This window comes from Pirellulales bacterium (genome assembly GCA_036490175.1).
Classification (GTDB): domain Bacteria; phylum Planctomycetota; class Planctomycetia; order Pirellulales; family JACPPG01; genus JACPPG01.
The window spans coordinates 43,168-49,689 of sequence record DASXEJ010000076.1; the positions used below are offsets into that span (position 1 = coordinate 43,168).

Genomic DNA, 6,522 nt, shown 5'->3' on the forward strand with positions numbered 1-6,522 from the left:
GGCCGCCACGGAGAGAAGGCTGATGTCGACGTGCTTTGCTGATCGTGACGGCTGGCGGCGGATGGAACAGCAGCCGCGCGCGCATTCACGCTCGAACTACCCCGTAAAGGTGCCCGCCGGCGCGCTTACTGCGGCAGCCAGCGGCGGAAGAAGCGCAGCCAGTTGGCGTGGAAGATATTGTCGATGTCGGTCGCGCTGTAGCCGCGGGCCGTCAAGAGCGGCTCGAGTTTTTGCAAATCGGCAATGGTCTTCAGATCGCTGGGGGTCTGCTCGGTGCCGTAGCCGCCATCGAGGTCGCTGCCGATGGCCGCATGCTGGGCGTTGCCGGCCAATTGGCAAATGTGATCGATATGATCGACCAGGGCTGACATCGTTAGCCCGTCGGGCTGTGTCACGCCGATCCGCCAGCCGGGGCGAAGCATCCAGGCGTCGCAGACTACCCCGATGACCGCGCCGCGCTCGATGAGCAACCGCAGCTGCTCGTCAGAGAATTGACGATCGGCCGGCACCAGCGCGCGGCAATTATTGTGGCTGGCCATCACAGGGCCGTGATAGCAATCGAGCGCCTGAAAAAAACTCTGATCCGAGAGATGCGTCATGTCGAGGATCATGCCGATCCGCTCGAATTCTTTGAGCAGTTCGACGCCGCGGTCGGTCAGCGGTCCGTTGTCGCCGGTGCCCACGGAATAGTGGCTCTTGCCGTAGTGCGATGGCATAACGCTGCGCAAGCCGGCAGCGAACCAGGCTTCGACCTGGCTGGGGTCGACGATCGGGTCGGCTCCTTCCATCGCCAGGATGTTGCCAATCGGCAATCGCGCCGTGGGATTGCTTTGCCACTGCTGCCAATGCTCGTCGAGCTCGCGCGCCGTGCCAATCATGCGCATCTCGCCCTGCTGCTCGAGGAGCCGATAGTAGGCGAGTTGCCCTTGCGCGATCGCATAGGCGATCGATTGCGTGCCAAAGTCGAGATCGGTGCGGCGATGGCCAACGGCGGGTTGCACATGCCGTTTGGCGCGGGCCAAGAGCGTTCCCATGCAAACGGCCACGCGGCCCGCACGCATCTCGGGCAAGCTGGTCGTGGCATGTCCGCGCCCGCCAGCCGGATCCATACCGGCCTCGCGCTGGTTGATCTGATCGACCGTTTCGGTCTGATCGCGGTTATAGCTCAACGCGTTCCAGGACAGGTCGAGATGCGAATCAAAGATCAGTCGCATATAAATAGGAGTTCTTGAGGTCGATTACTTGTTCGCGCCCGTGCGTTCAACCCACCAGCGCCGCGACGTCTCGTTCGATACGCTCGGGCGTGGCGAACATTGAATATCGCTTCACGACGTGACCGTCGCGATCGACAAGAAACTTGCCGAAGTTCCATTTGATGCTTTTAGTACCGAGCAGACCGGGACGAGCAGATTTTAGAAACCGGTACAGCGGGTGAGTTTGGGCGCCATTCACGTTGATCTTGGCAAACATCGGAAACGTGACGTCGTAGTTGCGTGAGCAGAAGCTCTGAATCTGGGCTTCGGTTCCTGGCTCCTGGTGCAAAAACTGATCACACGGAAAGCCGAGCACGGAGAAACCTCGGTTCTCGTGACGTCGATAAAGCTCTTCCAGACCGGCGTACTGTCGCGTGAAGCTGCACTGGCTGGCGACATTGACGATCAATAACGCCTGACCACGAAAGGGCTCAAGCGTTTGCATGCGGCCATCAATGGCCTGCACCGGAATATCGTAGATGCTGTTCATGCGCAAGACCACTACGGACGCGCGCCGGGTGTGTAGCGCATTACTTGCCACGCTGCCGCGCATAACGGATTCCACAGCCGCGGGCAAACGTCTCGGTCGTTGCCGGCGCCTTGCCGGCCAGCGTGGCCTGGATCGCGTCGTCGAGGAAATTCTGCTTGACCAGCGCGGGATCACTGGCGTCGTCCATCGCGCCCATGTACACGATCTTGCGCTCGGCAGACAGCACGAAAAAATCGGGCGTGGCGCTGGCGCCGTAGTCGCGGCCGATTTGTTGCGTCTCATCGTAAAGATAGGGGTACGGGAAGCCGCGCTCCTTCGCCCGCTCGGTCATCTTGGCCAGACTATCGTCCGCGACGCGATTTACGTTGATGGCGACGACCGCCACCTGCTGAGGGTTACGTTTGGCGAGCGCCATGATCCGATCTTCGTAATCGCGCGCGACTGGGCAGCTGTTGCAGGTGAAGACGACCACCACGACCTTGCGGTCCGCTAGATTTGCTAGCGCGTGCGGCTGGCCGTCGGCGCCGGGCAGATCGCTCCAGGCGGGCGCCGCATCGCCGACGTTCAACACCGCATTGAATTCACCCGCAAATGCGCACGTCGCAGTCAGTCCTACGACGATCATGACCAGCAAACGAACCATAAGAGTCTCCTCACACTATAAGAATCAGGCGACGCACACCCGCACTACGCCATACCTGCCTAACGATAGGCCGATCAGCGCGGATCGTCAATCGCGGGGACTAGTCATGCCCGACCAGGTGAATGGCCGGCGCCTTGATAAGAGCCGTCACGTGGTCACCGACCTGCAAGTGCATTTCCTCGCACGCGGGCCTGGTGACCAGCGCCGTAAGGACAAAGCCGCAGTCGAGCCCAATGCGGGTCAGCGGCCCCTCGGCGACGATACTGGTCACTCGTGCCGACAGTTGATTGCGTGCGCTGGTGCCGGCGGCCGCCGCGCGCTGCAGGAGGACATCCTCGCCGCGGATGCACACGAACACATTTGTTCCTAGCTCTTGGGACGCGACCGCGGTTAGCTGCGCATTTGCGACCTGCACTGTAGCGAGCCCGTCGGTGAGACAAACCACCTTGCCAGGCACGACGGTTTCGATTCCCACGATTTGGGCAATGGCCAAGCTGCGCGGCTGGCTGAATACCTCATGCACTGGCCCGACCTGACGCACCTCGCCCTCGGTCAGCACGACAACGGTGTCGGCCAGCGCCAGTGTTTCGATCCGATCGTGCGTAACGACGATCGTCGGCTTGCCGATGGCGAGCAACATGCGTCGCAGCTCGCCGCGCAAACGTTCACGCACGGGCGCGTCGAGCGCCGACAGCGGTTCGTCGAGCAACAGCAGTCGCGGCTGGCACACGACCGCCCGCGCAAGTGCGACGCGCTGTTGTTGACCGCCAGAAAGCTGAGCCGGGTAGCGATTGACCAGGTCGCTGATTTGCAACCGATCAAGAATCTCTGCCACTTGCGCCGATGCAGCAGACAACGCGGACCGTCGCAATCCATAGCCGACGTTGCCTCGCACTGTTAAATGAGGAAACAACGCATATTGCTGGAACAAGAAGCCCACGCCGCGCCGTTGTGGCGACAACGATAATCGTCGCTCGGTGTCTAGCCACACTTCGCCCGCAAACTCGATATGGCCACGCTCTGGATGCTCGAGACCGGCCAGCGATCGCAGAATTGTCGTCTTGCCACAGCCCGACGGGCCAAAGAGCACCGTCACGCCACTTCCCTCGGCCGGCAATTGCAGCTGGCCATGCACACGCGGTCCGCCGGCGAAGCGCTTTTCGAAGTCGGCTACCAGGAGAGTGCTCATAACGGTAGCGACCGGCGCGAAAGGGCGTATGTCACGCACAGCGCGCTGAAGGCGAAGGTCAACAGCACGGCCGCACTTTGGCCGGCCGCTTGATAATCAAGGGCTTGTATGTCGTCATAAATCGCCACCGATATGGTGCGCGTCACGCCGGGTATGTTTCCGCCCACCATCAACACGACGCCAAACTCGCCCACGGTGTGTGCAAAGGCCAGCACCAATCCTGTGAGAATGCCGGGCCAGCAGAGGGGAACTGTCACGCGGCGAAACGTCGCCAGCCGCGAAACTCCTAAGCACCACGAAGCCTCGACCAACCGCCGATCAACGCTGAGGAAGGCAGCGGTAAACGGTCGCACGGCAAATGGCAGATTGTAGAGCACGGAGCCGACCAGAATACCCGCAAAAGAAAACGGGATCGAGCCGCCGCCCAGGCCTTTGAACGCCCGGCCCAATAGGCTGTTAGGTCCCATTCCGGTCAGCAGGTAAAAGCCCAACACGGTGGGCGGTAGCAACAGCGGCAAAGCCACAGCGGCATCGACGGCAAACCGCCACCAGCGCTGACTCGTGGCCAGCCAATATGCCAACGGCAAACCAAGGGCGAGCAATATGGCCGTAGTGCAGGCCGCTAGCCGAAGTGTCAGCCAAATCGCCGTGATGTCCAAGACGCTATTCCTCCGGCATCACAAATCCGTAGGTTCGCAGAATTGACTTTCCTTCCTCGCCCGTGAGAAAAGTACGCAGCGCGTGGGCCGCCATCGGGTCTTGGGCATTATTCATGATGATTCCTCCCTGTTCCAATCGTGGGTAGGCGTCCTGCGGGACAGGCCAATAGCGCCCCTTGTCTTTCATGGCCGGTGCCATGGCCAGCGAGAGGGCGATGATGCCGATGTCGGCCGCACCGGATTCCACAAATTGTGCCGTTTGCGAGATGTTCTCGCCCAGCACCAGGCGGTCTTTGACGTCGTCGTACACGCCCAGTTTCTGCATCGCCGCCTCTGCCACGCGACCATAGGGGGCATGCTTGGGATTGGCGATGGCGATTTTCTTAACCGACGGATCGGCGAGCGCGCGAATGCCAAGCTTGTCGAGATCGAGCGCTGACGAGGTCGAAACCCAAACCACGATCTGGCCAATGGCATACAGGAACTCTGATTCCGCGGAGGCCAAATTCGCTTCGACCAACCGCCGCGGATAGCTCATGTCGGCCGACAGAAACATGTCGAACGGGGCCGTGTTCGTCAGTTGCGCGTACAAATTGCCGCTTGAGCCGAAGACAATTTCGACGGCAAATTCTGGGTGCGCAGTCTGAAGCTGAGCGGCCAGATCTTTGAGCGCGAATTGCAAGTCCGAGGCCGCGGCGACACGCACAGAGTGGATGTTGTGCGCGCTGGCGTCCCCCGCAATCGCGCCGTCGACGGCCCCCTTCGCAAGTGCTTCACCGGAAGTAGAAGCGGCAGGCTCGGCTCCCTTTTTTGTAGCATCCGCGCGCGGCGCTTGTGTGCCACATCCACACGCGATAAGGCTCAAGGCAAGCGCATAGAAGACTAAGCCGCGGCGGCCAACACGCGCAGTCCTGTGCGGCCCGAACTGTATTGACATGTAGGAGAATATCTCTGCGGGTAGAAGATTGTCCCAGTTATAACGTTGCCGCCGCCAGGGCACCACTCAACCGAGTGCAGAGCGCCACTGCGTATCTCAGCAATGCAGGCCTGCGATCAACCCGTGGCCAGCGCCTCGCGTAATCGAGTCTTCGCATTCACAGGCAGGGGGACATGCCAGGCGGCCACTCCCAGCGCGAGCACAATGGGAGCGAGCGTGTGAAATACCAGTGAGTACGAGCCTGTCCGTAGCTCGCACTCGGCAAATAGTATTGGTCCCACGGCGGATGAAACTACCGTCAACATTTGCGCCGCGCCCTGGATGCGGCCCAAGTGGACGCGGCCAAACGCATCGGCCCAGATGGCAAAAAAGACCACAGTGATCATGCCCCCCGCTGCACCCATCAGGAAGGCATTGCCCCATAATTGGGTAAGCGTCGTGACGTGCGGCAACCACAGAAGCGACGCCGCGTACAATCCCATCGCCAGCGACATCAGCCGTGGCAACGACCATTTCCAACCGATCCAACCCGACAGCAATTGGCTCGCCAGACCGACCAATGTCGAAAGTCCCAATGTCTGATAGTACGTTTTTTGATCGAAGCCCAGCTCGGCCAAGATAGCCTCGTTGAAAAGCCCCACGCCTGAGACCACGAGACCGTAAACGGCCGTTGCCAGTGCGAAAACCCAAAATGCAGGCGTGCGCAGCGCCTCGTGCAGATACAGCCCCGACAGGGAAGCCGATTCGTCGCCAGGTCCCGCGTCGGGCAGTAGACCGCAGCTTTCGGGTGTGCTTCGTACTAGCAGCCACGCCATCGGTAGGAATACGGCCAGCGCGATCGCGATATTTCGCCAAGCGACGCGCCAGCCCAACTGTCCGACGGACCAGCCCACCAGCACAAAGGCCGTGGCAAAGAACAAGCCTACCAGCACGGCGTACAAACCCATGGCGAGGCTGATGCGGTGAGGAAACCATTTTCCAACCAGCGCGATGCTGACAACCGATAACGCACTTTGGCCGAGCCCGCGCGTGAGTGTCAGCAGAAGGAACAGGACACCGGCGCTCGTTACAGCACTCATGCTCCAAACCGTCAGTGCAAGCGCGGCGACGATCACCGCCAGCGCACGGCGCGAGCCAAAGCGATCGAGCAATTGACCCACGGGGAGGCAGCATAGTGCTCCCAGCAGCGTGGCCCACAGGTTGAGCTGAGCGTACACGTCGCGGTTGAGGTTCAAATCGGCCAGCAATGGCTCGGTAACAAGCCCCAAACCTTGCGTGCGCCCGGGCAGCGTGGCCAGCATCGCCATCGCCGCCAGCACCACATTCACCCAACCATAATAGAATGGCAGTC

At 60.9% G+C, this 6,522-nt stretch carries 7 protein-coding genes; all 7 read right to left on the reverse strand.

The window, feature by feature from the left end; all coding sequences use genetic code 11:
• Positions 1-125: 125 nt before the first annotated feature.
• Positions 126-1,214 (reverse strand): membrane dipeptidase, encoded by a 1,089-nt coding sequence (locus VGG64_05325; protein ID HEY1598999.1) that lies wholly within the window; start codon positions 1,212-1,214, stop codon positions 126-128.
• 46 nt (positions 1,215-1,260) lie between these two features.
• Entirely contained in the window at positions 1,261-1,743 is a 483-nt protein-coding gene (locus tag VGG64_05330) for a glutathione peroxidase (GenBank protein HEY1599000.1), read from the reverse strand.
• A gap of 40 nt (positions 1,744-1,783) precedes the next feature.
• Entirely contained in the window at positions 1,784-2,386 is a 603-nt protein-coding gene (locus VGG64_05335; protein ID HEY1599001.1) for a thioredoxin family protein, read from the reverse strand.
• Between the two features lie 100 nt (positions 2,387-2,486).
• Complete coding sequence (gene modC / locus VGG64_05340) at positions 2,487-3,575, reverse strand: molybdenum ABC transporter ATP-binding protein (GenBank protein HEY1599002.1); 1,089 nt, start codon at positions 3,573-3,575, stop codon at positions 2,487-2,489.
• Positions 3,572-4,234, reverse strand: coding sequence for a molybdate ABC transporter permease subunit (modB, locus tag VGG64_05345; GenBank protein ID HEY1599003.1), 663 nt, complete (start codon positions 4,232-4,234; stop codon positions 3,572-3,574). Before modB ends, modC begins: the two co-directional genes overlap by 4 nt.
• A 4-nt stretch (positions 4,235-4,238) precedes the next feature.
• Positions 4,239-5,099: a molybdate ABC transporter substrate-binding protein gene (gene modA, locus VGG64_05350; GenBank protein ID HEY1599004.1), complete on the reverse strand. Its 861-nt coding sequence runs from the start codon at positions 5,097-5,099 to the stop codon at positions 4,239-4,241.
• A gap of 188 nt (positions 5,100-5,287) precedes the next feature.
• The coding region (locus tag VGG64_05355) for an MFS transporter (protein ID HEY1599005.1) at positions 5,288-6,522 on the reverse strand (1,235 nt) is incomplete at its 5' end.